Raw genomic sequence first — 415 nt, 5'->3', positions numbered from 1 at the left:
AGGTCTGGGTGACAGATATCACTTACATCCGCACCTATGAAGGATGGCTCTATCTGGCGGTAGTGCTGGATCTGTTCTCACGCCAAGTAATTGGTTGGTCAATGAAGCCAAGGATGTGCAGCGACCTGGCTATCGACGCAATGTTGATGGCTGTGTGGCGACGTAAGCCACAGCAGCAAGTGATGATTCACTCAGATCAAGGTAGTCAGTTCAGTAGCTCAGATTGGCAAAGCTTCTTGAAGGCTAACAATGTAATCAGCAGCATGAGCCGGCGGGGAAACTGCCACGACAATGCCGTAGCCGAGAGCTTTTTCCAGCTTTTGAAGCGGGAGCGAATCCGACGAAAGATCTACACAACCCGTGAAGAAGCCCGAAGTGATATTTTCGATTACATCGAGATGTTCTATAACCCTAA

The 415-nt window shown here is 49.2% G+C and carries 1 protein-coding gene; it reads left to right on the top strand.

The window, feature by feature from the left end; translation table 11 throughout:
* On the top strand, nt 1-415 hold a 415-nt coding region (locus MJ643_RS30510), incomplete at both ends, for an IS3 family transposase (protein ID WP_247727292.1).

This window comes from Pseudomonas sp. PNPG3 (genome assembly GCF_023093815.1).
Taxonomy (GTDB): Bacteria; Pseudomonadota; Gammaproteobacteria; order Pseudomonadales; family Pseudomonadaceae; genus Aquipseudomonas; species Aquipseudomonas asiatica.
The sequence above is the reverse complement of the archived record's forward strand: the minus strand, read 5'-3'. Positions and strand labels throughout refer to the sequence as shown.